Genomic DNA, 25,908 nt, shown 5'->3' on the forward strand with positions numbered 1-25,908 from the left:
AAGGTTATTGCCGCTCGCGTTTACCCGGTCGGCCGACCGACCTGTCGTGCCCGCCCCAGTAGTGCCGCTGCGCGCCCATCACCAGCGGCGCCACCAGCGCGGCGAGCGCCCCGCCGAGCAGCGGGAAGACGATGAACACCCAGAGTTGACGCAGCGCGGTGCCGCCCTCGAAGACGGCCGGACCGAAGGCGCGGGCCGGGTTGACCGCGGCGCCGGTCAGCGTCACGCCGACCAGCTGGGTCGCCGCCAGGGCCAGGCCGATGGCCACCCCCGCGACGCCCGGGTTCTCGCTGCGGCTCGTCACGACCAGGATGACCAGCACGAAGAGGAAGGTCAGCACGATCTCCAGCACGGCCGCGCCGCCCCGGTTGATGTGTGCGCCGTACCCGTTCGAGCCGAGCGCCCCGGTCTGGTCCGCCACGTCACCCCAGCGGGTCAGCGCCCAGAGCAGGAAGCCGGCCACGGTCGCGCCGGCGAACTGGGCGATCCAGTAGGCCACCGCGCCGATCACCGAGATCTTGCCGGACAGCAGCACGCCGAGCGTCACCGCCGGGTTGACGTGACTGCCGGAGAGCGGGCCGATCGTGTAGACGAGGGCCAGCATGACGAACCCGAAGGCCAGCGCGACGACCACCACGCCGCCCTGGACCCGGGCGGCGACGGCCGCGCCCACGCCGAAGAAGACCAGCAGCAGGGTGCCGAGGAACTCGGCAGCGGCGCGACGGGCATCATCCATTCACTCAGCGTATGGACAATTCGGGCGAACCGATGGGGGAATCGGCGCTGTGAGCAGGGCGACGACCCGCGGTGGGCACAGCGCAGCCGGACATCGCGTTACACAACGCGTGAACACCCACTCCGTCGACGTCGTGGTGATCGGCGCCGGTCAGGCGGGCCTGAGCGCCGCTCACCACCTGCGCCGCACCGGTTTCGCTCCCGGCGACGGCTTCGTCGTCCTCGATGGTGACGACGGCCCGGGTGGGGCCTGGCGGCACCGCTGGCCGACCCTGCGCCTGGAGCGTGTGCACGGCTTCCACGACCTGCCCGGGATGCCCTTCCCTCCCGCCGACCCCCAGCGTCCGGCCGCCGAAGCGGTCAGCGCCTACTTCGCCGCGTACGAGCGGACCTTCGACCTGCCGGTCCGCCGGCCGGTGCGGGTCCGTGCCGTGCGTTCCCGCCCGGACGGCCGGCTCGACGTCGACGCCGGCCACGACAGGTGGACCGCGCGGGCCCTGATCAACGCGACCGGCACGTGGACCAGGCCCTTCTGGCCGTACTACCCGGGTCGCTCGTCGTTCGGCGGGCGACAGCTGCACACCGCCGACTACCAGGGGCCGGCCGAGTTCACCGGCCGCCGGGTGGTGGTGGTCGGAGGCGGCACCTCCGCGGTGCAGCTCCTCGCGGAGATCTCGACCGTCGCGGCCAGCACGACCTGGGTGACCCGCCGGCCACCGCAGTTCAGCGACGGCGAGTTCGGCCCGGAGCTGGGCCGGGCCGCCGTGGCCCGGGTGGACGCGGCGGTACGGGCCGGACGCCCGCCGGGCAGCGTCGTGGGTGTGACCGGGCTGCCGGTCACCCCCGAGATCCGCCGGCTGCGCGAGCGTGGTGTGCTCGATCGGCTACCCGTCTTCGACCGCATCACACCCGACGGGGTGGCCTGGGCCGACGGGCGTTTCGTCCCCGCCGACATCATCCTGTGGTGCACCGGTTTCCGCGCCGCGCTGGACCACCTGGCACCGCTCGGGCTGCGCGCTGCGGGCGGCGGAATCGTCATGGACGGCACCCGCGTGGTCGCCGACGACCGGGTCCACCTGATCGGCTACGGCCCCTCGGCGAGCACCATCGGCGCCAACCGGGCGGGCCGCGCGGCAGTCAATGAGATCCGCTCGTTGCTCGCCCCCGCCCCCGTGCTCGACTGATCCGGCTCTATTTGACGGATCGCCCGGCAGCGGGCACCGTGGGCAGGGACGGGGCCCGTCAGCTGCCCCGATTCGATGCGACGGCGATGACCGTCCGTCCCTCCCGTCGCCTCCCACGCGTGCTCGTACGCGGGCCAACTGTCCGGTCTGCGCGACAACCGACCGCGAGCCGAGAATCCACGAGGAGTTCCGCCAATGCTCACCATGACCGACAACGCCGTGCTCGTCATCCGTGACCTCGCCAACCAGCAGGACGTGGCCGAGGACGGTGGTGTGCGGATCGCCGCCGACGCCGACGCCGGATCGCTCACCGTGGAACTGGTGCCCGAGCCGGAGCAGGGCGACCACGTCGTCGACAACCAGGGCGCCCGGATCTTCCTCGATCCGGACGCCGCCGAGCTGCTCGGCGACGCCTCGGTGGACGCCACCGTCGACGACGAGGGAATCATCCAGTTCGGTTTCACCGAGCGGCAGTAGCAGGTAGATCGGGCTGCGGTAGCACGTTCACGGCGGTCCTCACCGCAGCGATCGCCCTCGCTGCGGCGGGCCCGGCCGAGGGTTCCGCCCGGGCCCTGCGGCGTCGTCCGGTCGCACCAACGTGGCGAGCACGTGCGCCAGGTGGTGCGACGTGCTCCACGCCGTCCAGTTGGCGATCGACCCGGCGCCGGCGCCCCGACGGGCGCGGCGCAGCAACTCGTGGTCGCCCCAGGAGAACGCCGCTCCGGCGCTCGACCAGTGCGGCGCCGCCACCAGCGTGCGGCACAGGTCGGCGAAGCGGTCGTCGCCCCGGCCGCCACGGCGCGACCAGCGGTAGACCCACCAGCCGTCGTCGGCGGTGTACCGCACGGTGGGCGTCCGGTCGCCGGGGTCGCCGGGGTCGGAGCGCGCCGGACCGACGCCGTAGTCGCCGTAGTCCACCCCGACGTCGGCCAGCCGCTGCCAGAGCTGCCAGTCCCAGCGCTCCAGCCGGACCGGCTCGTCGGTGGGCAGCCGGGACAGCGTCGGCGGCATACCGCCGGCTGCCACCGTCGCCGAGCGCCAGGCGTGGCGGCGGGCCCAGTCCAGCAGCCGGCGTACCCGCGGCTCGGCCACCCGCACGTCCGCCGGGCAGCAGACGTCGCCCGCGTCCACCAGCAGGTCGCACTCCTCCGGCGCGAGGCCGGTGAGCCGCCAGATCCGCTCGACGGCGGTCGTGTCCGCGTCCGGGCCCGCCCGGTCCTGCGCGGCGCGCAGCCGGGCCAGCGCCCGCCGTGCGTACGCCCGGGCCGCCGTGCCGTGCGCGACCAGCCGGCGGTCACTCTCCGCGAGGCCGATGACCGGCATCAGCGGTACGCCCCACCGGGCCAGCTCCGTGTCGGCCGAGTCGGGCAGGGCGGTGACGTCGACGGCCGGCAGCAGGCCGGACGGCAGGCGGCGCAGCGCGTCAGTGGTGGAGCGGTCGACGGCGCTGACCTCCAGGATCGGGGCGAGCAGCGGGGCGACTGCGGGGTCGAGGTGGTTCAACGCTTCCAGCTCACCGCGTCGGCGGCTGGCGAGGATGGGGCGGTAGACCGGTTCCGCCGCCCGGCCCCCGTGGGCGGGCACCATACTTCAATCTAGTCAGGCATTCGCATGCGTCCACACGATCCGGGCCGAAAATCTGCTGCCTGGCTGTCGCTTCGGCGACTAAGCTCGCCCGATGTCCGCGTCACCCCACCGTTACCGCTCCGTGGACGAGGACAGCGCCCGCTGGGTCGGGTTCCCGTTCCGCGACGGCGACATCGTGATCAGCACCCGGTCCAAGAGCGGCACCACCTGGATGCAGATGATCTGCGCGCTGCTGGTGCTCGGCACCGCGGAGCTGCCGGCGCCGCTGCCCGAGCTGTCGCCCTGGCTGGACTGGCTGGGCGAGCCGCGCGACGCGGTGTACCAGCGGCTGGCCTCCCAACCGCACCGCCGGTTCATCAAGACGCACACCCCGCTGGACGGGGTGCCGCTCGACCCTCGGGCGCACTACGTGGTGGTGGCGCGGCATCCGCTGGACATGGCGGTGTCCCTCTATCACCAGTCCGCCAACCTGAACCGGGTCCGGATGGCTGAGCTGACCGGCCAGCCCGTGCCGGCGGGACCGCCCCGGGCCCGTCCGTCGGTGCGGCAGTGGTTGCCGAGCTGGGTCGACCACGAGGTGGACCCGCGCGCCGAGCTGGACTCGCTGCCCGGGGTTCTCTGGCACCTGAGCGACGCCTGGGCCCGCCGACACGAGCCGAACGTCGAGCTGGTGCACTACGACGACCTCCAGGCCGACCTGGGTGCCCAGATGCGCCGGCTGGCCGACCGGTGGGGGGTCCCGGTGTCCGCCGAGCGCTGGCCGGCGCTGGTCGAGGCGGCCACGTTCGGCCGGATGCGGGAACGTGCCGACCAGCTCGCCCCGGACCTGCTGGGCGTGCTGCGGGACCGCCGGGCGTTCTTCCGCCAGGGTGGCTCGGGGCAGGGGCGCAGCCTGCTGGACGCGGCCGGTCTGGCCCGCTACGAGGAACGGGCGAGGGCCCTGGCCCCGCCCGACCTGCTCGCCTGGCTGCACCGCGACGCCTGAGGGTGCGCAGACGAGCGCGCGGCGCCGCCTCGACCGTGGTCGGAACGTCGCCGCGCTCTGGCCGTCTCCCACCACCGCAGCCGTTCGGCGGTACGCCAGCGGGGACCTGGCTCGACCGGCCGCTCGCGCCGGTCAGCGTTGTCGATCCCCGGTCGGGGCGGATCCAAACCTGCCGACCGTGGGGAATTCCACCATCTGCCAGTCCCGGCGTGACGCGCGACCGAACGGGGTATGAGCGGGCCATGGAGCATTTCACGATCGCGACCGTCGCCGAGAAGAGCCCGGACTTCCGGCGGGTGCTGTGGACCGGCGAGCACACCCAGCTGGTGATCATGACCATTCCGCCGGGCGGGGAGATCGGCGAGGAGGTGCACGAGGGGATCGACCAGATCCTGACCTTCGTCAGCGGGACGGGCGAGGCCCGGGTCGCCGGTGCGAAGCGGGAGGTCGTCGCGGGCGACCTGGTCGTCGTGCCGTCCGGGACGAAGCACAACTTCGTCAACACCGGCCCGAACCCGCTGGTGCTCTACACCGTCTACGGCCCTCCGGAGCACGCCGACCAGGCCGTGCACCACACCAAGGAGGAGGCCGACAAGGCCGAGGCAGCCGGCGAGGACGAGCCTCCGACGTCGTGACGGCGGCGGCCTGAACCGGGCCGATCCGGGTACGCGCGGCGGGTGACGCAGCCGGCGATCTCCGACTACGGGTTCCTCTCGGACTCCCGTTCCGGCGCGCTGGTGGGGATCGACGGCTCGATCGACTGGTGGTGCCCGCACCGGTTCGACGGCGCCTCGGTCTTCGGGCGGCTGCTCGACCCGCGCGCCGGGCACTTCCGGTTGGCGCCGGTCGGCGCCGGTGGCCCCGGCTTTCGGGTGGAGCGCTCGTACCGGCCGGACACGCTTGTGTTGCGCAGGGTGCACCACACGCCGCAGGGCAGCGTGGCGGTCACCGACGCGCTCGCCGCCGAGACCGGCGCGCGCGCCCACGATGTGGGGATGAACTCGCCAGCCGTGCTCATCCGGGTGGTCGAGGGCCTGTCCGGGCGGGTCCGGATGGAGCTGGACTTCGCGCCCCGTCCGGAGTATGGGCTGCTCACCCCGTACCTGCACGAGCAGCCGGGCGGCGGGGTGCGGGCCGACGCCGGCCCGGTGGTGCTGGTGCTGCGCGCCGGCGACCTGCCGCTGCGGGCGGGCCGGGACCGGGTCACCGAGGAGTTCGAGGTCTCCGCCGGTCAGGTGATCGGGATGGACGTGGCCTTCGGAGAGGCGTACGGAGCCCCGCCGCCCCGGATGGACCCGCTGGTCGCCCTCGCCGAGACGACGCGGGCGTGGGAGGCGTACCGGGAGACGCACCGGTACGACGGCCGGTACCCCGAGCTGGTCCGGCACAGCGCGACAGTGCTGACCGGTCTGACGTACGCCCGCAGCGGCGCGGTGGCCGCGGCGCTGACCAGCTCGTTGCCGGAGCAGATCGGCGGCGACCGCAACTACGACTACCGCTACTCCTGGTTGCGGGACTTCTCACTGACCATGCGCGCGCTCTGGGTGGCGGCCTGCCCGGACGAGGCGTCGCGGTTGTTCGCCTGGGCGGCCCGGTCGATCGGCCGGTTCGGCGACGAACCGGTTCCGGTCCTCTTCGGGTTGGAGGGCGAACGTGATCTCTCCGAGCACCACTGCGATCACCTGCGCGGATACCGCGACAGCCGCCCGGTGCGGGTCGGCAACGACGCCTGGCGGCAGCGGCAGCTCGACGTACCGGGTGAGGTGCTGTCGGCGGTGTGGAGGCTGCGCGACTACCTCGGCGCCCCCTTCGAGGAGGAGCTGCGGGAGATGGTGCTCGGGCTGACCGAGCAGGTGGCCGCGACGTGGCACCTGCCGGACCGGGGGATGTGGGAGACCCGGGACGAGGAGCGGCACTACCTCTCCTCCAAGGTCTCCTGCTGGCTGGCCATGGATCGGGCAGTGGGGCTCGCCGACCGGCTCGGTGAACGGGCCGACCCACGGCGCTGGGCCGGCGTCCGGGACGAGATCCGCGCGGCGGTGCTGCGCGAGGGCTGGAACGACCGGATCGGGGCGTTCACCGGCGCGTTCGGGTCGCCGGAGCTGGACGCCTCGGTGCTCACTCTGCCGGTGGCGTATTTCCTGCCGGCGACCGATCCCCGGATGCGGTCGACCATCGCGATGGTGGAGCGGGAGCTGGGCACCGACGACGGGCTGCTCCGGCGGTGGACGACCGACCCGGCCGGGTTCCTGCTGTGCTCGTTCTGGCTGGTGGAGTGCCTGGTGATGGCGGGTGAGACGCGTCGGGCCGAGGAGCTGTTCGAGCGCGTGGTGGGTCACGCAAACGACGTGGGTCTGTTCAGCGAGCAGATCGACCTGACCACAGGTGCGCAGCTCGGCAACACGCCGCAGGCGCTGTCCCACATCGGGCTCATCAACGCGGCCTGGCGGCTGACCGAGCCGAACAGCTTCTGATCGGCCCGCCGGAATCCTGCAACAGACCTGCAAGCGCCAGGCATTGACGCTGATGCGTGCGCAGTCCTAGCCTCGAAGAGACGGGAAAGCCCTTTCCCACGGCTTTCATCCCGCTTCACCCCGCTGTCGGAGCCGGGCATCCGACGGGCACACCGATCCCCGCTTTCGAGGCAGCGCGCCGTGCCGGCACGTCCCCGCGCGGCCAGATCCAGGGATCGCCACCACACGCGTCAAGGAGGACAACCGTGCACAAGAGACGACACCCCGGCCGACGACCACTGGTGCTGGCGGTGGGCGCCGGCGTGACGGCGGCGGCGCTCACCGTCGGCATGACCTCGGCCTTCGCGGCCACCATCTTCACCGACACCTTCAACGACGGCGACGCCTCCGGCTGGTCCAAGTCCGGCGGCACCTGGGCGGTCGACGGCTCGGGCGTGCTCAACCAGTCGAACGCCGGCAGCGAGCTGGCCCGGCAGTTCGCCGGTCAGACCAGCTGGACCGACTACTCCGTACAGGCCCGCGTCCGGCCGGCGAGCTTCGGCTCGTCCAGCGCCCTGGTCGGCCTGGCCGCCCGGTCCACCAGCAGCACCAAGATGTACCGACTGGCCCTGCTCGGCTCCGGCCGGGCCGAGTTGCAGGCCGTCAACGGCAGCAGCATCACCGCGATCGGCTCCGCGTCGCTCGGCGTCGCCGCCGGCACCTGGTACACCCTGCGCATCGAGGCGAGCGGCAGCACCATCCGCGGCTTCGTCAACGGCACCCAGATCGCCTCCGGCAGCAACAGCCTGGCCAGCGCGGGCCGGATCGGCCTGGTCACCGCGTACGCCAGCGGCGGCTTCGACGACGTGGTGGTCGACTCGTCCGGCGGCGGCACCCCGACCACGCCACCGGCGACCACCGCACCGCCGAGCACGCCGCCGCCCACCACGTCGGGCCCGACCACCCCACCGCCCGCGGGTTGGCCGACGCCCACCAGCAGCCAGAAGGTGGACGCGACGATCGGAGTCACCGGCACCTTCGACGGCGGGCTCAAGCGCTACTACGGCATCGGCGACGGCGGGCAGAGCGAGAGCCAGGACCCGATGTTCGAGCTGGCCGCAGGCGCCACCCTGCGTAACGTGATCATCGGTGCGCCGGCCGGCGACGGCGTGCACTGCGAGGGCGACTGCACCCTCGTCAACGTCTGGTGGGAGGACGTGGGCGAGGACGCCGCGACCTTCCGCGGCGGCAGCACGTACACCGTCGACGGCGGTGGCGCCCGGTCTGCCAGCGACAAGGTCTTCCAGCACAACGGCCCGGGCACCGTCTACATCAAGAACTTCCGGGTGGAGAACGCCGGGAAGCTCTACCGGGCCTGCGGCAACTGCTCCACGTCGTACCAGCGGCACGTGGTGATCGACAACGTGGTCGTCCGGGACACCGACGCGATCGCCGGCATCAACACCAACTGGGGCGACACCGCCCGGTTCAGCCGGATCACCATCGTCGGCGACCCGGACCGGGAGACCTCGATCTGCGTCAAGTACAAGGGCGTACCCAAGGGCAGCGAGCCGACCAAGATCGGCGAGGGCGCCGACGGCGTCAACTGCTTCTACACGCCGTCCGACATCACCTACCAGTAGGCCCGGCCGCCGGCACCCCACCCTCGGTGGGGTGCCGGCTCAGGCCAGCAGGGGTACGCCGGAGACGTCGACCGTCTCCGGATACTTCAGCCCCGCGCCGGTGTTGAGCACCACCACCCGTTCCCCGGCGCGGATCCAGCCACCGGCGCGTAGCTGCCGCGCCGCGGTCAGGCAGGCCGCTCCCTCCGGGCAGAGCAGCAAACCCTCGCGGGCGGCGAAGGCCCGCAGGTCGGCCAGGATCTCCGCGTCGTCGACGGCGATCGCGGTGCCGGCGGACGCCCGCAGCGCGGCCAGGATCAGCTCGTCACCCAACGGGGACGGCACGGTGATGCCGAACGCCACCGTATGCGCGTCCTCCCACGGCTGGGCCCGGGACTCACCGGCGGCGAAGGCCCGCACGATCGGCGCGCAGCCGGTCGACTGCACCGCCACCAGCCGGGGCAGCTTGTCGCCGACCCAGCCCAGCTCGCGCATCTCGTGCAGAGCCTTGTGGATGCCGATCAGGCCGACCCCGCCACCCGTCGGATAGATGATCACGTCGGGCACCTGCCAGCCGAGCTGCTCGACGATCTCGTACCCCATCGTCTTCTTGCCCTCCAGGCGGTAGGGCTCGCGCAGCGTGCCGGCGTCGAAGATCGTCCCGTCGGACTCGGCGATCAACTCGGCCACCCGGCGGCCCGCGTCGCTGATCAGCCCGTCCACCAGACGCAGATCGGCTCCGGCGGCCACGCACTCGCGCCGGCAGATGGTCGGCGCCGCCAGCGGCATCACGATGGTGGCGCCCATCCCGGCACGTGCCGCGTACGTCGCCCACGCCGAACCGGCGTTGCCGTTGGTGGGCATCGCGATCCGCTCGACGCCCAACTCGCGAGCCCGACTCACGCCGACCGCGGCGCCGCGCGCCTTGAACGAGCCGGTCGGGATCAACCCCTCGTCCTTGACCATCAGGTCCGCGATGCCGATCTCGGCGCCGTACGACGGGGCACGCAGCAGCGGCGTCCAGCCCTCACCGAGCGTGATGACGTGCCGGGGATCGGCGACGGGCAGCAGCTCCCGGTACCGCCAGAGGTCGGCCGGGCGCAGCGGGAAGCGTTCCGGGGTGACCGCCTTCGCCACCGCCGGCAGGTCGTAGCGGGCCAGCAGCGGCGAGCCGCACTCGCAGAGGTTCTGCAGCTTGTCGGCGGCGTACTCCAGGCCGCAGCGTGGGCAGTCCAGGTGGGTCAGGTACACGTCGCTCCTCGCCGTCAGGCCGCGTCGATGCTCAGCCACCGTCGGCTGCGCCGGCCCGGCTCGTACGCCGAGTCCAGCCGCTTGGCGACCACACCCGGCAGCCCCTGCTCCCGCCCGGTGCGCAGGGCCTCGTCGCCGGCACCGGGAAACCACGGCGGAGTCTGCCAGTGCGTACCGGCCAACGCCAGCCCATCGAGCAGTTCCCGGCGTTGCGCGTACGGGACGTCGACGCTGCTCACGCCCTCCAGCCACAGCAGGTCGACGAGCAGGAACTGGGCGCCGGCCGGGACCCGGCCACCGCTGGCCGGGCGGGCGGGACGCACCCGACCCGAGCCGTCGATGCGGACGAGCACGCCGTCGAGCACCGCCTCGGTGGGCGCCAGCGCCTCGGCCATCGCGCGCAGCCACGGGTAACCGCCGGTGATCTCCTCGTCGGTCTCGGAGAGCAGCCGCAACCGCCCGCCGGAGACGTACGCCATCGCCCGGACTCCGTCCCAGCGCAACTCGTATCCCCATTCGGCGCGGTCGCGGGGCAGCCGGGCGGCGGGCGTGGCGTGCATCGGGCGGACCAGCTCGGGCATCGGCGTCCAGCCCGGCGGCGCGGGATCGGTGCGGCGGATCATCCAGTCCCGGCCGCCGGTGGCGAACAGTGCGTAGCGGCCGGCGGTGCGGTCACCGGAGAGGGTCACGATGACCTCGTCGTCGCGCCACTTCTCGCAGCGGTACGTGCCCCGGTCGTGGATGACCATCCGGCCGCCCCCGTACTCGCCGGCGGGGATCTCGCCGGAGAAGTCGAGGTACTCCATCGGGTGGTCCTCGGTGTGCACGGCGAGGTGGTTGCGGCCCGGATCGCGGGGCAGACCGCGCGGCACCGCCCAGGACGCGAGCACACCCTCGTGCTCCAGTCGCAGGTCCCAGTGCAGGCTGCGGGCGTGGTGCTGCTGGATGACGAAGCGGCCGGCGCCCTCGTCGGGCCCGGTCGCCGTCGGGGCGCGTTCCGGCACCGGCTCGGGCGTACGGGCCGCGTCGCGCCGGCGGCGGTACTCCTCCAGCCGGTCCGTCACACCCGCATTCTCCGGCAAACCGGGCCAGTGCGCTGGTCGCCGGAGTGTCCGGTTCGCTCGGCGTCCGGGGGCGCGGCGGGGTAGAACGGACCTCATGGACCTCAGCGACCAGCCCACCGCCCTGCTCCCGGGTGACGTGCGGATCCCCCTGCTCGGCTTCGGCACCTGGCAGGCCACCGGCCAGGCGGGCTACGACGCCGTGCTGGCCGCGCTCGACACCGGCTACCGGCACCTCGACACCGCCACCATGTACGGCAACGAGCGGGAGGTCGGCCGAGCGGTCCAGGAGAGCGGGCTGCGTCGCGAGGACATCTTCATCACCACCAAGCTCCCGCCCGACCGGACGGGCCGGGAGCGCGAGACGTTGGAGGCCAGCCTGGAGGCGCTCGGCGTCGACCAGGTGGACCTCTGGCTGATCCACTGGCCGCCGTCCGCCAGTGCCAGCATCCCGATGTGGCGGGAGTTGCTGGCCGCCCGGGACGAGAACCTGACCCGCGCCGTCGGGGTCAGCAACTACAGCACGGGCGACATCGACGAGTTGATCCAGTCGACGGAGGAGAACCCGGCGGTCAACCAGATCCGGTGGAGCCCCGCGCTGTACGACCGGCAGCGGCACGCCGAGCACCGGGACCGGGGCGTGGTGCTGGAGGGGTACAGCCCCTTCAAGAACAGCGACCTCAGCGATCCGGTGCTGACCAGGATCGCCGCCGCGCACGGCGTCTCCCCGGCACAGGTGGTGCTGCGTTGGCACATCGACCACGAGATTGTGGTGATCCCGAAGTCGGTGACCCCGGAGCGGATCAGCGCCAACTTCGACGTCTTCCACTTCTCGCTGACGGCGGAGGAGATGCGCGACATCGACGCGCTCGGCGACGCCTGAATCGGCGGATTCCTTCAAGGCCCGGCCCGGTCGTGAAGGGTATCGACATCGACGCTCATGACGGTATAGCGTGCCGTCATCACGCTCGTCGATGCGTGTGAACCCGTCGCCGCTGGAGGACCGCCATGGCCCGATCCCCGTCCGTCCGTCTGCGCCGTCGTGGGGTGCTCGGCATCCCCGCCCTGGTGGCCGCCGCGCTGGCCACCCTCGCCGTCCGACCCGCCCCGGCGAGCGCCGCGCCGAAGGCCGAGTGCCTGGCCGACCTGCTGCGGGACTCCTGATGGCGACGATCCCCTGGCTCGTGGACGTGCTGCGCGGCGCCGGGGTCCAGGTCGTCGTCGAGGGGGACTGGCTCAACCGGATGCGGCCCGGCTCCTTCGACCCGATCGGGGTGCTCTGGCACCACACCGCCTCGACCTCCAGCGCCAGCAACCCGCACCCCGCGCTCGGTATCTGCATCAACGGCCGCTCCGACCTGGCCGGCCCGCTCTGTCAGGCGCTCGTCGACTACAACGGCGTCTTCCACGTCATCTCCGCCGGCCGCTGCAACCACGCCGGGGTCAGCGGTGGCAGCGGACCCATCCCCGCCGGTGACGGCAACACCCTGATGATCGGGTGGGAGATCGACTACAACGGCGTCGACCAGGAGATGACCGCCGCGCAGTACAGCGCGTCGATCGCCGCGACCGCCGCCGTGCTTACCCGCCTCGGCCGCGACAGCAGCTACGCCCGCGGGCACCGGGAGACCAGCACCACCGGCAAGATCGACCCGTCCTTCATCGACCTGAACGTGATGCGCGCCGACGTCGCCGCGAAGATGGCCGGCGGCGGAACGGCGTGGTCCTCCACGGTGGACAACACAACCTCCGGTCGGTTCACCGCCAGCGCCAACTGGGGTGTGTCGACGTTCTCCAGCCAGCGGTACGGCGCCGACTACCGCTACGCCGATCCGGTCGCGGCCAGCGATCCGGCCTGGTACCGGTTCAACGTGCCGGCGACCGGCACTTACCGGGTCGAGGCCTGGTGGCCGACGAACAGCGGCTACAACAGCGCCACCCCGTACATCGTCGCCACCACCACCGGAAACCGGACGGTGTACGTGGACCAGCGGGTGACCGGCGGGCAGTGGCGCGTCCTCGGCACGTTCACCCTGCCGGCAGGCGACGCCAACCGGGTGGCGGTGAGCCGCTGGAGCAACGCGGCGGGCCTGGTCATCGCCGACGCCGTACGCCTGACCCGGGTTTGAACTCTCCCGCTCCGCCTTGATCGACTCGACTTCGCGGAAGTCGGGGTGTCCAGGTGCGATGATGCCCCGACATCACGGAACCCGAGTGGATCTCAGCGGAGTGGGGGACTGCGAGGCGTTGACTGACGTCCAGAGGTTGAACGCCGAGCTGGGCGCCCTGCGTGGATTGAGCGCGCGGGGCGCTCGGCTGCGCGATGGGGACAGCCTGCTGTTTGACCTCGTCGACGAGCCCATCCAGACGGGGGCGTGACCAGCTGGTCACGCCCCCTGTCGGTGGTGATTCCGTTCAGGCGCGCGAGCAGGTGGCGCCGTTGAGCGAGAAGCTGGTCGGGGACGAGTACGACCCGCTCAGCGTGCCCTGGTAGCCGAAGCTGGCCGTGCCGCCGGGCGCGATCGACCCGTTGTGGCTGACGTTCCGGGCGGTCACCGCGGACCCGCTCTGGCTCACCGTGGCGTTCCAGGCGTTGGTGACCGTCTGCCCGCCGGGCAGGTTGTAGGTAAGCGTCCAGCCGTTGATCGCGCTGGACCCGGTGTTGGTGATCTGCACGTCGGCGGTGAAGCCGTTGTTCCACGAGTTCGCCGTGTACTTCACCGCGCAGCCCGAGCTGCCGCCCGGCGGGGGCGTGGTCGGTGGCCGGGTGGTCGGCGGCGGGTTGGTGGGCGGGGTGCCGCCGCCGTTGACGTTGGCCGAGAACGAGGTCACCGCGAGACCGACGCCCCCCTGCCACGGCTCGAAGCCGGCCTGGATGCTGGTCAGGTACCAGGAGTTAGTGATCGCGCCCCGGTTGCGGGTGTCGTTGATGAAGTCCATGACGCTGAAGTTCAGGCTGGAGACCGCGGACGACGCGACGTAGGAGATGACGTTGTTGGAGCCGTTGCTGCCGCGCCACACCTCCCAGGTCCGGCCGGCCAGGTTGGTCGTGCCGACCACCGAGCCGATGGGCTGGATCGGGCCCTGACGGTTGAGCCAGATCATGATCTCCATCTGGTTCACCCCGTCCCGCTTGGGCGACGGGTCCAGCCAAATGTCGTACGCCGCGTCGTAGGTGGCGCCGCTGACGTACCGGTAGGAGATGCTGCTGGTGGCGCTGCTGATCTGGCTCACCTGGATCGGCAGGTTCGTGCCGGGGGAGCAGTTGGTGTAGTGACAACCCAAGAAGATCGACGGGTACGCCGTGGGCGCCCCGTTGGTGGGGCTGCTGCCGTTCTGCGTGGTGATCTCGAAGCCGTTGTTGGTGACGTTGATGCACTGCTGGGCGGAGGTGCCCCAGCGGTTGTTCTGCACGACGTAGCGACCCTGGATCACGGTCGAGCCGTACTGTTCGCAGATCTGCGTGTCGGCGGAGGCGCTGCCGCCGAGGGCCACGGCGACGAGCGAGCTGGCGACCAGCAGCCCGGCGGCGGCCAGGGCCCGAAGTTGACGTTTCATGACGCTCCTTGACTCGGCGCGTGCCGGGCGCCGGCTGTGGTGGGGTGGTGCGGGAGCGCTCCCACGCTCAACGACACATTTACATGCTTGAAACTGTGGCGCAACCGCCCGCGTCAAACTGGTGAATTGTGACGATTGCCATCCGGCTGCCGAACGGGCGTCCAAGGGCGGCCAGCTGAACCGCGCCGACGGCCGACGAGCGGATCCGGCGGGCCGATCGGGCTCTGGTGTGCGCCGATCGCTCCGAGTAGCGTGTTGCCTCCGACGCGTGCCGTTCCCCCTCCGGAGGCGTACACCACCATGCGTAGCTCCCCCCTGCGCATTCTCATCGTCGGCGCGGGCATCGCCGGCCTGGCCGTGGCTCGGGCCCTGCGCCTGGCGGGTTTCCGGCCGGACGTCACCGACAAACTGCCGCCGGGGGAGTCGACCGAGACCGGCCTGTACCTGCCCGGCAACGCCGCCCGCGCGCTGCACAAGCTGGACCTGCACGACCCGGTCCGACCGCTCGGGCAGGTGATCCACCGGCAGCGCTTCTTCGACGCCGCTGGGCTGCCCCTCTGCGAGGTGGACCTCGACGCCCTCTGGGGCGGCGTCGGCGAGTGCCGGGCGCTGCCCCGGGCGGACCTGCACCGGGTGCTGCTCAGCGGCGCCGGCGGCGCCGTCCGACACGGCGCCGAGGTCCGCACCCTCGATCTGCTCCCGCGCGCCGTCGGGGTCACCTTCACCGACGGCACCAGCACCGAGTACGACCTGGTCATCGGCGCCGACGGGCCGCGTTCCTCGGTCCGTGCCCTGGCCGCGCTCGGCGGGCCGCCCCGCCCGGCCGGGCATGTGGTCTACCGGGCCGTCCTGCGTGACGGCCCCCCCGTCACCGACTGGACCGCCCTGCTCGGGCAGCGCTCCGGTCTGCTGCTGGTGCCGATCGGGGAGGGGCGGCTGCACTGCTACGCCGACGAGGCGGGCACCGAGCCGCCCGCCGACCCGCTGGCCCGGCTGCGCGAACTCTTCGCCGACTACCGGGGCCCGGTGCCCGAGGTGCTGGAGATGCTCGACCGGGTGCACGCCGGGATCACCGACGAGGTCGAGCTGGGCCGCTGGTACCGGGGGCGGGTGCTGCTGGTCGGCGACGCCGCGCACGCCACCGCGCCGACCCTGTCCCAGGGTGCCGCGATGGCCCTGGAAGACGCCGTGGTGCTGGCCGAGTCGCTGCGCGCCGCCGGCAGCGTGGAGGCGGCGCTGGTGGCGTACGAGAGTCGTCGTCGCCCGCGTACCCGCTGGGTGGCCGACCGGACCCGCGACCGCAACCGGACCAGGGACGTGCCGCCGGCGCTGCGCGACCCGCTGCTGCGCGGACGCGGCGGACGGATCTTCGGGGAGCATTACCGGTTGCTGGTCGGCCCGCTGTAGGCCCGTAGTAGATCGTGTCACGCCACCCCACGCGGCGCTGCGACCTGCCGGGGACTATCCTCCTTGCGGATGACGGCCCGCCGATAAACAGCGTGTGCCGAGCGGGACAACCGAGAACCGGAGGCCACTCGTGACCACCGTCGCACCCAAGCCGGTCGTGACCCGGCCCTGGCCGGTCCGGGAGCCGGTCAAGGGGTCGGCCATCGCGCGGCTGCTGCGTACCACGGACGCGAAGCAGATCGGGATCATGTACATGGTCACCGCGTTCGTGTTCTTTATGGTCGGCGGCCTGATGGCCCTGATCATGCGGGCTGAGCTGGCCCGACCCGGGCTGCAGTTCCTGTCGCCCGAGCAGTACAACCAGCTCTTCACGATGCACGGCACGATCATGCTGCTGTTCTTCGCGACGCCGATCGTGTTCGCCTTCGCGAACTACATCGTGCCGATCCAGATCGGCGCGCCCGACGTTTCCTTCCCCCGCCTGAACAGCTTCGCCTACTGGCTGTACCTGTTCGGCGGCACGATGGCGACCGCCGGTTTCATCACCCCGGGCGGCGCCGCCGACTTCGGCTGGTTCGCGTACGCGCCGCTGAGCAGCGTCGAGCACTCGCCCGGCGTCGGCGCCAACATGTGGATCATGGGTCTGGCCATCTCCGGCCTGGGCACCATCCTCGGCGCGGTGAACATGATCACCACGGTGCTCACCCTGCGTGCGCCCGGCATGACCATGTTCCGGATGCCGATCTTCACCTGGAACATCCTGGTCACCAGCCTCCTGGTGATCCTGGTCTTCCCGCTGCTGGCCGCCGCGCTGTTCGCGCTCGCCGCGGACCGCATCCTCGGCGCCCACGTGTACGACCCGGCGACCGGTGGGCCGATGCTCTGGCAGCACCTGTTCTGGTTCTTCGGGCATCCCGAGGTCTACATCGTGGCGCTGCCGTTCTTCGGCATCATCAGCGAGATCATCCCGGTCTTCTCCCGCAAGCCGATCTTCGGCTACAAGGGTCTGGTCGCCGCGACCGTCGCGATCGCCGCGCTCTCGATGAGCGTCTGGGCGCACCACATGTTCGCCACCGGCCAGGTGCTGCTGCCGTTCTTCAGCTTCCTGAGCTACCTGATCGCGGTGCCCACCGGCATGAAGTTCTTCAACTGGATCGGCACCATGTGGCGGGGCCAGATCAGCTTCGAGACGCCCATGCTGTGGGCGGTCGGCTTCCTGGTCACCTTCCTCTTCGGCGGTCTCACCGGTGTGCTGCTGGCCAGCCCGCCGCTCGACTTCCACGTGTCGGACTCGTACTTCGTGGTGGCGCACTTCCACTACGTGCTCTTCGGCACCATCGTGTTCGCCGTCTTCGCCGGCATCTACTTCTGGTTCCCGAAGATGTTCGGCCGGATGCTCGACGAGCGCCTGGGCAAGGTGCACTTCTGGCTCACCATGATCGGCTTCCACACCACCTTCCTGGTGCAGCACTGGCTCGGTGCTGAGGGCATGCCCCGCCGGTACGCCGACTACCTGCCCGGCGACGGTTTCACCACGCTGAACACGATCTCCACGGTCGGCGCGTTCATCACCGGTATCTCCACGCTGCCGTTCATCTACAACTGCTGGAAGTCGTACAAGACCGGTCCAGTGGTCGAGGTGAACGACCCCTGGGGTCACGGCAACTCGCTGGAGTGGGCGACCAGCAGCCCGCCGCCGCTGCGCAACTTCGACCGGATGCCCCGGATCCGCTCCGAGCGGCCGGCGTTCGACGCGAAGTTCCCGGAGCTGGCCGCCGGTCAGAGCCTGGCCGGTCCGCCGGAGGGTGGCTCCAAGCCGCTCACCAGCGAGTCGGACGGCGGCGCTACCTACACCGAGGACACCGCCAGCAACGTCGACCGGCACTGACGCTCCACCCGCTCGACCGTACGAAGGGCGCCGCCCCCGGGACCACCGGGAGCGGCGCCCTTCGCCATGTCCCGCCCTGGCTGGCCCAGCCCCGGTCCGACCCGGCTCCGACGGTCCCGCCCTACCGTGCTGCCCGCTCGGCGCTGATGGCCCCGCTCGGCGATGGCCTGCTCTGGCCGGGCTCAACCCCCGCCCCCCAAGGCCGCTCTGCTTCCCGCAGGCCTTGCGCGACCTGCGTCGCACCTCTCGGCCGACTTCCGGAGGCGACCGTACTGACGAGCGATATACCTGTGAGTCATATTTATGCCTCACAGGTATATCCGTGTGTGTATGCATGCCGTCAACCAAGGTTCCAGGGGGTCCTGCCACCGGTACCGGCGCGCCGCTCAGGCCCGGCGTGGCCCGGCCCGGCCTGGGGCGGCCCGCCGTAGCGCCGCCTCCGCAGTCAGACAGCGCCGGGTGGAAAGCGGCCAGGGACGCCGACCACCGCCTTCACCCGCCTGCCGCCCCTGGCCGTCGCCCGAGGTAGCCAGCGGCAGTCAGCGGGCGGCGGGGGCGAGGTCGGCCTCGACCGGCGGCGGGGTGGCCGCGTCGGCGTGGCGACGGCGGCGCAGCTCGCCGGGGAGCACGATCAGGGTGACCAGCGCGCCGAGCGCTCCGGTCACCACGAAGCCCCAGAGCGGCGCACTGCCGTCGATCACCGCGCCGGCGAGCGGTGCGCCGACCGCGATGCCGACGGTGACCGCCGAGCCGTGCAGGCCCATCGCCTCGCCGCGTACCTCGGCCGGGGCCAGACGGCTGACGGCGTCGGAGGAGGCCGCGATGGTCGGCGCGCACAGCGCGCCGGCCGGGATCAGCGCCAGGCAGAGCAGCCACCAGTGCGCGCCGCCCAACCCGACCGGGATGGTGCAGAGCGCGAGTGCGGCGGTGAGGGCCAGCGGGGAGAGCGAGCGGTGTACCGCCCCGTAGGCGAAGCCGCCGGCCAGGGAGGCGATCGCCCAGCCGGCCAGCACGACGCCGGTCCAGCCGACCTCGCCGCTGGCCCGCAGGACGGCGACCACCGCGACGTCGGTGCCGCCGAGCACCAGGGTGGCGGCGGCGCTGAGCGCCAGCACGGCGAGCAGTCGGGGCGTCAGCCACTCCCGCCGAGGCACCTGGCGCCGTGGGCCGGCGGGTTCGGCGGCGCCGCGGATCGGCGGGTTCACCAGCCACAGGGCGATCCCGGCGGCGACAATGCCGCCGCCGACGAGGTACATGGTGGTCTGCGCCGAGATCGCGGTGACCAGGGCCACCGCCAGCGCCGGGCCGATCATGAAGGACAGCTCGACGGACATGGAGTCCAACGCGTACGCCGGCCGTCGTTGATCTTCCGGGACCAGCGCGGCGATCGACTGGCGGACCACCGAGAAGATGGGCAGAGCCAAGGAGCCGGCCACGAAGGCGGCCGGCAGCAGCACGGGGTACGGCAGCGTGGGCGCGGTGGACCAGAAGATCGCCTCGGCGATGGCGGTGAGCACCAGAACCGGACGCAGACCACGCCGGTCGACCAGTCGGCCGAGCAGCGGCCCACCGATCGCCGCGCCCACGGTGATGGCAGCGCCCACCAGGCCGGCCGCGCCGTAGCCCCGGTCGAGGTCGAGCACGACGTGGAAGGTCAGCGTGACCCCGGTCGCCGTGAGCGGGATGCGGGCGAGGACGGCGACCAGCAGCAGCGACCGCAGGCCGGGCAGGGCGAGAGCTGCGCGGTAAGGCTTCATGTTCACGTTGGTCCGTACCTCCGGCGACATCCTCGACGGAGGGTGGACCATTGGCCAATAAATTACCGCCTCATGCGGCCCTGATCACAGGCTCGCCGTGCAGGATCACGCCGGCGCCGTCCATCGCCCGCAGCGCCACGTCGGTGGTCTCCGGAGCGACCGCGGCGGTCAGCTCCAGCAGGACGGTGGTGGCGAAGCCCTCCCGGGCGGCGTCGAGCGCGGTGGCGCGGACGCAGTGGTCGGTGGCGATGCCGACCACGTCGACCCGGTCCACGTCGTGCCGACGCAGCCAGTCGGCCAGGCACTCGCCGTCGTCGGCGTGCCCCTCGAATCCGGAGTACGCCGCCGCGTGCTCGCCCTTGTGAAAGATCGCCTCGACCCGACCGGTCTCCAGCTCGGGGTGGAACTCGGAGCCGCTGGTGCCAACCACGCAGTGCCGGGGCCACGACTCGACGAAGTCCGGCGGATCGCCGAAGTGCGCGCCCGGGTCGATGTGATAGTCCTTCGTCGCGACCACGTGCCGCCAGCGGCCCGGCTCGGCGGCGAGCAGGCGGGAGATGCCGGCGGCCACCCCGGCGCCGCCGGGGACGGCCAGCGAGCCGCCCTCACAGAAGTCGTTCTGCACGTCCACGATGATCAGCGCGTCGGCCATCGGGGGTCCCTTCGAGGTCGGATCGGCGGGCTCAGGCGGCGGGTACGACAGTGACCGGCACGGCCGGGTCGCCGGCCGAGAGCTTCAGCCCCTCCCACGGGATGGAGATGAGGCACTCGCGCAGGTGCTCCCGGGACTCGTCGAGGGTGGGCAGACCCACGGGTTCGCCGTCGATCACGTACGAGCGCTGGAGCATCCGGTCGTTGGCCTGCCGGTCGGGCACACCCTGGGGGACGATGATCTCCTCCGTGGCGGTGCCGGTCGGCTTGTGCCGGCGGACCGCGACCTTGCGCCCACCGATGGTCGCCTTGTGCTCGGAGCGCTTCACCACCGGGCGGCCCTCGACCTCGACGAGCTTGTAGACCAGTCCCGCCGTGGGCGCCCCGGAGCCGGTGACCACTGCCGTTCCCGCGCCGTACATGTCGACCGGCTCGGCGGCCAGCGCCGCGATCGAGTACTCGTCCAGGTCGCCCGAGACAATGATCTTCGTCTCGGTGGCGCCGAGTGAGTCCAGCAGTTCCCGGGACTGCTGCGCGATCACCGCGAGGTCACCCGAGTCGATCCGGATCGCCCGCAGCTCCGGCCCGGCAACCGCGATCGCGTTGCGGATGCCCTGGCTGATGTCGTACGTGTCGACCAGCAGCGTGGTGTCCTTGCCCAGCGTGGCCACCTGCGAGGCGAACGCGGCCCGCTCGTCGTCGTGCAGCAGGGTGAACGCGTGTGCCGCCGTACCCGCCGTCGGGATGCCGTAGCGCTCGCCGGCGGCGAGGTTGGAGGTGAACCGGAAACCGGCCAGGTACGCGGCCCGCGCCGCCGCCACCGCCGCCTCCTCGTGTGCCCGGCGCGATCCCATCTCGATCAGCGCCCGGCCCCGGGCGGCGGTGACCATCCGCGCCGCGGCGGCCGCCACCGCGCAGTCGTGGTTGAGCACGGAGAGCGCCAGCGTCTCCAGCACCACGCACTCGGCGAAGCCGCCGGAGACGGTCAGGATCGGCGAACCGGGGAAGAACAGCTCACCCTCGGCGTACCCGTCGATGTCGCCGGTGAAGCGGTAGTCGGTGAGCCAGGCCGCCGCCGCCTCGTCGACCACTCCGGTGCGGCGCAGGAAATCGACCTCCGCCGGGTCGAACCGGAAGTCGCGGATCAGCTCGATCAGCCGCGCGGTGCCGGCGACCACGCCGTAGCGCCGGCCGCTGGGCAGCCGACGGCTGAACACCTCGAAGACACAGCGGCGGTCGGCGGTGCCGTCCTTGAGTGCCGCACTGACCATGGTCAGCTCGTAGTGGTCGGTCAGCAGCGCGGGGCGGAGGGTGCTCACCGCCCCAGCCTAAGGTTCAGCCCGCGCCGCCGCCCTCGTGGCCCGGGATCGACCGCAGCGCGGCCCACAGCTCGGACCGGCCGGTCACGCCGAGCTTGGTGTAGATCCGCTGCAGGTGGTTCTCCACGGTGCGGGCGGAGAGGTAGAGCCGCTCGGCGATGGCCTTGCTGGTCGCACCGTGCGCGGCGAGGCGGGCCACCTGCCACTCGCGTTCGGTCAGCACCGGCGCCCCGGCCCGCAGCGCCGGCGTGCGGATCAGGTCGCAGCGGCTGAGCAGCCCCGCCAGACGCTCGCGGGCCTCGCCGGCCGCCACCGAGTGCTGCTGGCGCAGCCGGTGCAGAGCCTGTGCGGTGGCCTCGGCGGCGTACACCGTCAGCTCCAGCGCGGCGTAGTCGTCGGCGACCGCGAGCAGATCCGCGGCGGAGTCGGTCACCGCGGCCCGGGCGTGCCGGGCCAGCAGCGGTGGGAGCACCCCGTCCACCTGCTCGGACAGCTCGGCGAGGCGCTGCGCCACGGTGCGCCGCCCACCGTCGGAGCAGGTGGGCCCGACGGGCGCGCCGGCCTGCTCCAACCGGACCAGGTCGTGCAGAACGTGCACCTCGTGCCCGGCGAAACCGTCCGCGCGCAGCCGGTCGGCCAGGTCGTTGAGCTGCTTCACGGCGCCCGGCAGGTCACCCGACGCGGCGAGCACCGCACCCCGGGCCTGCTCCAGCCACGGGTAGAGCACCGCCATGCCCGGCGCGTGGGTGCGGTCGGCCTCGGCCATCGCCTCGGCGGCCTGCGCCGCGTCTCCGCGCAGCGCCGCCGCCTGGGCCCGCTCGGCCTGGGCCAGACCGGCGTAGACCCGGCTGGTCGCCAGCACCGCGCAGGCGCCCAACGACGTCCGCATCGCCGAGTCGCTCTGCCCGCGCAGCCGCGCGGCGTACGCCTGGAGGATGGCCAGGTATCCGGTGCCGAGCCGGAAGTCACCGGCACCGGCCAGGTCGGCGAACTCGTCGGCCACGATCGCGTCGATCCCGACGAGGTCGCCGGTGAGCATGAGCCGGGTGCCGCGGGCCAGCTCCAGGGCCAGTTGCAGGTACGGCATGTCGGTGCGCCAGCTGGCCGCGGCGGAGTGCACCTGCGCGATGGCCGCGCCGCTGCGCGACAGCTGACCCTGGGCGGCCTGGACGTACGCGATGGTGCTGCGGGCCAGTTCACGCGCGGCGATGCCGGCGGCGGGCCGATCGAGCACGGTCTGGCTGAGCCGTACGGCGGTGACCGTGTCGAGCCGGTGCAGCCGCATGATCGCCTCGAAGGCGTGCACCCGGGCGCGGTCGGCCGAGTCGCCGAGCTCCTCGACCCGGCTCGCGATCTCCTCCACCGTGGACTCCTGACTGAGCCCCCAGTAGCTGACCATGCCGCGGACGGTCAGCCACCGGCAGAGCCGCCGCTCGTCCCCGGCCTTTGGAGTCACCGCGTCGAGAACGGTGATCGCCTCGTCCGGTCGGTCGGCGAACATCAGAATCGTGGCCAGCAGCTCCGCCGCGTCCGAGCCGCCGTCGGCGTTCAGCGCGGCCCGGGCCAGCCGGGTCGCCAGCGGTACGTCGTAGCGGGTGAACGCCTGCATCGCGGCGTCCACGAGCAGGGCGGCGTCCTGTGCGGTGCCCGAGTCGAGCCGCCAGACCGCCACCCGCAGCAGGTCGTCGCGGCGGCGCTTGCCGACCTGTTCCAGCAGCTCGGCGAGGTGCGCCTGGAGGCGTCGGGTGCGGCTGACCGGGCACCGGCGACGCATCACCTCGCCGTAGAGCGGGTGGGCCAGGCGTACGTTGGTCCGCCGGTCGTGCTGGACGACGGTGATCAGGCCGCGTTCCTCGGCGTACTCCACATCGGACTGCTCGGCGGCCTGGTTGAGCAGGTGCAGGCCGAGTGGCTCGCCGAAGGCGACCAGCTCGACGACCGTGCGAACGCCGTCGGTGAGCTGCCCGACGCGGGTGTCGATCAGCTCGGTGAGGCTGGGTGCCAGCTCCAGCCGCCCGGTCCACTTCCAGATCCCGTAGGTGCGCTTCAACTCCTCGCTGCCGCTGGCGGCGTGCACCAGCTCGCGCAGCAGCAGCGGGTTGCCGGCCGACAGCCGGCCGAGCCGGTCGGCGGAGCCGGCGTCGACCGGGCCGCCCAGGATCGCCGCCAGCAGGCCGGCGGTCTCCGACGGTGGCATGGGGGTCAGCTCGACGTGCTCGACCAGGTCGTCGGTCCAGAGTGCGCGGATCGGCAGCGGGATCTGTTCGCCGTCGCGCAGGGTGCCCACGACTGTGGCGTTGTCGGCGCGGGCGACCAGATGCACCAGCGCCGCGGAGGGTGGGTCGAGCAGGTGCGCGTCGTCGATGGCGAGCACGATCCGGCGGCCGGCGGCCTGCTGTTGCAGAACGCCCAGCGCCCAGCGGAGTATGCCGGCGGGGGAGAGGCCCTGGGGCTGCTCCGCCGGGAGGACCTGCACCAGCCCGCCGAAGGGCAGCGCCGCCGTGGTGGCGCTGGCCGCGATGGACCAGATCGCGTACCGGTCGGTGGGCAGGGTGTTGACGCCCTCGCGTAGCAGCCGGCTCTTGCCGATGCCCGCGCTGCCGCTGAAGAAGAGCCCTCGGCCGGCCTCGCCGGTCACCGCCGCCAGCAGGCGGTTGAGCTCATCGGTTCGGCCGACGAACTTCCATCGACTCATCCGCGCAGCATATCCATCGAATTCCGTCCGCGCCCGCACCGTCACGCACCGAAGTTGAGTAGTCGCACAATTACCGGTGAGTATCCGAACTGTTCCGCCTGGTCGGCCGGCCGAACGTACTCTTCCGGCATCCGGGTAGTGTTACCGGAATTCCACGCGACCGGCGCGCCGGTCGCCTGCCCCGGGAGGCCACCCGATGCAGCAGGGCCCTCTCCCTTCGCTCGACTCGCCCGGTGACATGGCCAGCTCAGCCGACCTGCCGAGCTGCAGCCCGCTGCCCACCGACCTCGGCGTGCCCCGTCCCCGGGCGGACGAGCCGCTCGGCGTGGTCGCCGTCGGCCCGGCCGGCGCCGACCGGCGTGCGGTCCTCGCCAGCCTCGTCGGGCTCGACCCGGTGATGCTCACCGTGCCGGCGGGCAGTTGGCTGCTGGTCCGGCACGCCCAGGTGCCCACGCGGGCGGCCTTCGTCCCCGGCTACCGCCAGCCGCACTCGTACGGCGCGGACCGGGACGCCGCCGGCCCGGCGTTGGCCCGCCCACCCCGGCGGGTCGAGCTGAGCGTGCCCGAGCCCCTGCTGCGCCACTTCACCCTGGTCGACACACCGGACACGGGCGCGCTCGGCGTGGCCGGCGTCCGGGTGCTGCGCGAGGCCGTCGGCCGGGCCGGCGCGCTGCTCTTCGTGATCGCGGCCGACCAGGCGTTCACGGCCCATGAGCTGAATCTGCTCGCCGACGTGGCCGCTGCCCCGGTGGAGGTCGTCTTCGTGGTGACCCCGGGTGCGGCCGGTTGGGCGCCGCCGGCCGACGGCGGGGTGCTGACGGAGGACGCGGGGGCGTCCGTCTCGCCGCCCGACGGCCGGCCGGATGAGGTGGACCCGGTGGCGGTGATCGTCGAGGCGCACCGGGCGGCGCTGCTGGCCGCGGTCCCCTCCCTGGCCGGCGCGCGGTGGTTCCCGGTCGACGGCGCCGATTCCGCCGCCGACCTGCGCCGGGCGCTGGTGGGCTGGTCGGCGAACGAGGGGTTGCAGCGGGCCAGCGCCGATCCGCCGGCGCTGCCGGGGCAGCACGACCGGGTGGCGGTGTCCGCCGACCCGGGGGACTGGTCCGAGCGGCTCGACCGACAGGTCCGCTCCTGCTCCCAGCGGATCCGCCAGCACCTGGCACTGGAGTTGGCGAACGTCCATCTCCGGGCCGTCCAGGAGATCGTCTTCGGGGTCGGCTGCGCCGGCCTGCCGGACCTGCTCGACCGGGAGATGGCGGCGCTGTCGCTGCTGGCCACCGCGCAGTGCGACCACGCGGTGCGGGGCATCGTGGCCGACACCGCCGCCCAGGTGCTCGGCGCGACACCGACCGAGGGCGTCAGCCGCCGGATCGCCACCGCCGTGCAGTACGGCCTGGCCGACCACCGCTCCGGGCGCGACCTGGACCGGGTCCTGCTGATCACGAGTACGGCGGGTGTCGCCGGGCTGACCGGCGCGGAGGCGATCGACGCGCTCGCCGGCTATCCGACGGTGACCCGTGACGAGGTGCTTCCGCCGGTCGCGGTGGCGCTCTCCGGCGGGTGCTGGCAGCAGTGGCGTACCCCGGGCAACGATGACCACAGCGCCGCGCGGGCCTGGTCCCAGCGGGCGTTGCGGGAGGTCGAGCTGGAGCTTTCCCGGGAGATCTCCCGACGGTTCGAGGTGATCCGCCTCTCGCTGGGCGTGGTGCTCTCCGATGCAGTCGACCACGGCATCCTGCTCGCCTGACGGCGTGG

The 25,908-nt window shown here is 72.5% G+C and carries 22 protein-coding genes; 13 read left to right on the forward strand and 9 right to left on the reverse strand.

Annotated features, from left to right (window positions below; all coding sequences use genetic code 11):
- Positions 1–4: 4 nt before the first annotated feature.
- Positions 5–736, reverse strand: a complete 732-nt coding sequence (locus ABZT87_RS02320; RefSeq protein ID WP_355133084.1) for an aquaporin — start codon at positions 734–736, stop codon at positions 5–7.
- A 109-nt stretch (positions 737–845) separates the two neighbouring features.
- Between ABZT87_RS02320 and ABZT87_RS02325 the strand changes: the two genes are divergently transcribed.
- Together ABZT87_RS02325 and ABZT87_RS02330 are read left to right on the forward strand one after the other, a co-directional pair.
- Complete coding sequence (locus tag ABZT87_RS02325) at positions 846–1,919, forward strand: NAD(P)-binding domain-containing protein (RefSeq protein ID WP_355133086.1); 1,074 nt, start codon at positions 846–848, stop codon at positions 1,917–1,919.
- Between the two features lie 195 nt (positions 1,920–2,114).
- Positions 2,115–2,396 (forward strand): adhesin, encoded by a 282-nt coding sequence (locus tag ABZT87_RS02330; RefSeq protein ID WP_354855829.1) that lies wholly within the window; start codon positions 2,115–2,117, stop codon positions 2,394–2,396.
- A 39-nt stretch (positions 2,397–2,435) separates the two neighbouring features.
- Here ABZT87_RS02330 and ABZT87_RS02335 read toward each other — a convergent pair whose 3' ends face one another.
- Positions 2,436–3,506, reverse strand: a complete 1,071-nt coding sequence (locus ABZT87_RS02335; RefSeq protein ID WP_355133088.1) for a hypothetical protein — start codon at positions 3,504–3,506, stop codon at positions 2,436–2,438.
- Between the two features lie 91 nt (positions 3,507–3,597).
- Here ABZT87_RS02335 and ABZT87_RS02340 point away from each other — a divergent pair, with 91 nt between their 5' ends.
- The 4 genes from ABZT87_RS02340 (at position 3,598) to ABZT87_RS02355 (ending at position 8,587) form a co-directional block, all read left to right on the forward strand.
- Positions 3,598–4,491: a sulfotransferase domain-containing protein gene (locus ABZT87_RS02340; protein WP_355133090.1), complete on the forward strand. Its 894-nt coding sequence runs from the start codon at positions 3,598–3,600 to the stop codon at positions 4,489–4,491.
- Between the two features lie 242 nt (positions 4,492–4,733).
- Complete coding sequence (locus tag ABZT87_RS02345) at positions 4,734–5,126, forward strand: cupin domain-containing protein (protein WP_354855826.1); 393 nt, start codon at positions 4,734–4,736, stop codon at positions 5,124–5,126.
- A gap of 42 nt (positions 5,127–5,168) precedes the next feature.
- Complete coding sequence (locus ABZT87_RS02350; RefSeq protein WP_355133092.1) at positions 5,169–6,965, forward strand: glycoside hydrolase family 15 protein; 1,797 nt, start codon at positions 5,169–5,171, stop codon at positions 6,963–6,965.
- Between the two features lie 245 nt (positions 6,966–7,210).
- Positions 7,211–8,587 (forward strand): pectate lyase, encoded by a 1,377-nt coding sequence (locus ABZT87_RS02355; RefSeq protein ID WP_355133094.1) that lies wholly within the window; start codon positions 7,211–7,213, stop codon positions 8,585–8,587.
- A gap of 39 nt (positions 8,588–8,626) precedes the next feature.
- On the opposite strand, the gene ABZT87_RS02360 is transcribed toward ABZT87_RS02355, so the two are convergent.
- Together ABZT87_RS02360 and ABZT87_RS02365 are read right to left on the reverse strand one after the other, a co-directional pair.
- Complete coding sequence (locus ABZT87_RS02360) at positions 8,627–9,817, reverse strand: threonine synthase (protein WP_355133096.1); 1,191 nt, start codon at positions 9,815–9,817, stop codon at positions 8,627–8,629.
- Positions 9,818–9,831: 14 nt separating this feature from the next.
- Complete coding sequence (locus ABZT87_RS02365; RefSeq protein WP_355133098.1) at positions 9,832–10,881, reverse strand: DNA polymerase ligase N-terminal domain-containing protein; 1,050 nt, start codon at positions 10,879–10,881, stop codon at positions 9,832–9,834.
- A 94-nt stretch (positions 10,882–10,975) separates the two neighbouring features.
- Here ABZT87_RS02365 and ABZT87_RS02370 point away from each other — a divergent pair, with 94 nt between their 5' ends.
- The 4 genes from ABZT87_RS02370 (at position 10,976) to ABZT87_RS02385 (ending at position 13,257) form a co-directional block, all read left to right on the forward strand.
- Positions 10,976–11,761: an aldo/keto reductase gene (locus tag ABZT87_RS02370; protein ID WP_355133100.1), complete on the forward strand. Its 786-nt coding sequence runs from the start codon at positions 10,976–10,978 to the stop codon at positions 11,759–11,761.
- 125 nt (positions 11,762–11,886) lie between these two features.
- The gene (locus tag ABZT87_RS02375; protein ID WP_355133102.1) at positions 11,887–12,042 is read left to right on the forward strand and encodes a hypothetical protein; all 156 of its coding nucleotides are present in this window, start codon (positions 11,887–11,889) and stop codon (positions 12,040–12,042) included.
- Positions 12,042–13,007, forward strand: a complete 966-nt coding sequence (locus ABZT87_RS02380) for an N-acetylmuramoyl-L-alanine amidase (protein ID WP_355133104.1) — start codon at positions 12,042–12,044, stop codon at positions 13,005–13,007. Before ABZT87_RS02375 ends, ABZT87_RS02380 begins: the two co-directional genes overlap by 1 nt.
- Positions 13,008–13,092: 85 nt before the next feature.
- Complete coding sequence (locus ABZT87_RS02385) at positions 13,093–13,257, forward strand: hypothetical protein (protein WP_355133106.1); 165 nt, start codon at positions 13,093–13,095, stop codon at positions 13,255–13,257.
- A 36-nt stretch (positions 13,258–13,293) separates the two neighbouring features.
- Here the strand turns inward: ABZT87_RS02385 and ABZT87_RS02390 are convergent, their stop codons facing one another.
- Positions 13,294–14,436 carry a cellulose binding domain-containing protein gene (locus tag ABZT87_RS02390; protein ID WP_355133108.1) on the reverse strand — a complete coding sequence of 381 codons (1,143 nt, stop codon included), beginning with the start codon at positions 14,434–14,436 and terminating at the stop codon, positions 13,294–13,296.
- A 300-nt stretch (positions 14,437–14,736) separates the two neighbouring features.
- Between ABZT87_RS02390 and ABZT87_RS02395 the strand changes: the two genes are divergently transcribed.
- Positions 14,737–15,843, forward strand: a complete 1,107-nt coding sequence (locus ABZT87_RS02395; protein ID WP_355133110.1) for an FAD-dependent monooxygenase — start codon at positions 14,737–14,739, stop codon at positions 15,841–15,843.
- 130 nt (positions 15,844–15,973) lie between these two features.
- Positions 15,974–17,731, forward strand: a complete 1,758-nt coding sequence (gene ctaD, locus ABZT87_RS02400; protein WP_355133112.1) for a cytochrome c oxidase subunit I — start codon at positions 15,974–15,976, stop codon at positions 17,729–17,731.
- 539 nt (positions 17,732–18,270) lie between these two features.
- Here ctaD and ABZT87_RS02405 read toward each other — a convergent pair.
- The 4 genes from ABZT87_RS02405 to ABZT87_RS02420 are packed head-to-tail and all read right to left on the reverse strand — an operon-like array spanning position 18,271 to position 24,153.
- Positions 18,271–19,518, reverse strand: a complete 1,248-nt coding sequence (locus ABZT87_RS02405) for an MFS transporter (RefSeq protein WP_354855125.1) — start codon at positions 19,516–19,518, stop codon at positions 18,271–18,273.
- A 40-nt stretch (positions 19,519–19,558) separates the two neighbouring features.
- Positions 19,559–20,140, reverse strand: coding sequence for a nicotinamidase (locus ABZT87_RS02410; RefSeq protein ID WP_355066916.1), 582 nt, complete (start codon positions 20,138–20,140; stop codon positions 19,559–19,561).
- Positions 20,141–20,171: 31 nt separating this feature from the next.
- The gene (locus tag ABZT87_RS02415; protein ID WP_354855127.1) at positions 20,172–21,458 is read right to left on the reverse strand and encodes a nicotinate phosphoribosyltransferase; all 1,287 of its coding nucleotides are present in this window, start codon (positions 21,456–21,458) and stop codon (positions 20,172–20,174) included.
- Between the two features lie 16 nt (positions 21,459–21,474).
- Positions 21,475–24,153, reverse strand: a complete 2,679-nt coding sequence (locus ABZT87_RS02420; protein ID WP_354855128.1) for a LuxR C-terminal-related transcriptional regulator — start codon at positions 24,151–24,153, stop codon at positions 21,475–21,477.
- Positions 24,154–24,391: 238 nt separating this feature from the next.
- Here ABZT87_RS02420 and ABZT87_RS02425 point away from each other — a divergent pair, with 238 nt between their 5' ends.
- Entirely contained in the window at positions 24,392–25,900 is a 1,509-nt protein-coding gene (locus ABZT87_RS02425; RefSeq protein WP_355133114.1) for a hypothetical protein, read from the forward strand.
- The last annotated feature ends 8 nt before the right edge of the window (positions 25,901–25,908 follow it).

The organism is Micromonospora sp. NPDC005237, assembly GCF_040607775.1.
GTDB lineage: Bacteria > Actinomycetota > Actinomycetes > Mycobacteriales > Micromonosporaceae > Micromonospora.